At 38.4% G+C, this 1,319-nt stretch carries 1 protein-coding gene; it reads right to left on the reverse strand.

Annotation, left to right across the window (positions count from 1 at the left end; genetic code table 11):
* Positions 1-1,319, reverse strand: a 1,319-nt coding sequence (locus BAZSYMA_RS08105; RefSeq protein WP_195910165.1) for a C80 family cysteine peptidase, incomplete at both ends; no start/stop codon positions are given.

Raw genomic sequence — 1,319 nt, forward strand, 5'->3', positions numbered from 1 at the left:
CAGGTGTTATACGCCTCAACTCTAACATGCAGTTCTCTAGATAAAAAACTCACCATAGCCTTGTAATCATCGACACTTATTTTATCGTTTTTTGTTACGATTTCTATTTCAAAGGCAGCTCCATCCATCAGATTTATTGCACATTTAAATTTTTCCAACAGTTCTTGCTTAGAGTAACTGTCTGATTCTATTATGGCTATAATCACCTTGTCGGTATTGGGTCTTTTTGCGAAATTGTATATAAGAGAAGGTTGGTCTTTTTGGTAGGAAAAAGTAACATAGCTTGAGGTGTTTGCATCGTAAAATACCAAACCATAGGCCAGCCCATTCGTTTCTAGTCCCTCTACTCTTGTTACACCATGTACATAACGAGAAGCATATGAGCCTCTATTCGGACCTGATGAAGGACTGTATGCCAACACATTTGCATTGAGTCTATTACTTAAATTAGTCACAAGAATTGAGTAACCAAATGCACCATGTGTGGCATACCAGTCTGCACTACCATCACCCATTTTTATATTTATTTGTGCCATTGAAGTGTCATCAGGCAGTTGATTTTCTAGTTCTTTCAGTACTGCCAAAGTAGTATCAAAATCACTTGCCATAACACGAATTTTTAACTCACCTTCCAAGCCTTCTATTGATCTATTTAGTTGTAGCGAACCATCTTCACCCACAGAAACAACAAGATGATAATTGTCGTCTGTGTAAGGGTCAAACTGGGTTAATTCGCCATCTTTGTAGCCCCAGACAACTTTTCCTTCGTCAAGATGATAGCGATCGTTAACCATCATTCTGCCACCTGGTTGTGATCTTGATATACCCAATCTAGAGCTGACCTTAGTTTCAATGTTCCTTGCTTTCAATCCCATTGCGACATCTTTACTAAAATCATTGCCTGGCTTACACCCTTTTATAGCAACTGTATCAATGCTCGATTGAGCGGGTAAAACACCTCTTAATGCAACAACATGATCAACAATGCCATTGGCTGTTCTACCTCCTGTAGTTTTTAACCAGTTGTCACCATGTCCAATAAATAATATTTTAATATTATCTGCTTTTATTTTGTGTAATTTAGGTCCATGCACAATCCGGTAACCACCTTTTTTATCCATTTGAATCAGCGTGGATTTTCTAGGATATTTGCTTGCCATGGCTACCGAATTCTCTACTATCTTTAGATCATTTTCTAACTGAACAACAACATAATGTGTGTCCCTAGGGCCAGGAAAAGCCTTGAGTTCGTTTGTTACTGCTCTGCTCTCCCATGCATTTAACGCTTGTCGAGATTTTGTAATACCACTAGCAATCTC

It is taken from the genome of Bathymodiolus azoricus thioautotrophic gill symbiont (assembly GCF_001298715.1).
Taxonomy (GTDB): domain Bacteria; phylum Pseudomonadota; class Gammaproteobacteria; order PS1; family Pseudothioglobaceae; genus Thiodubiliella.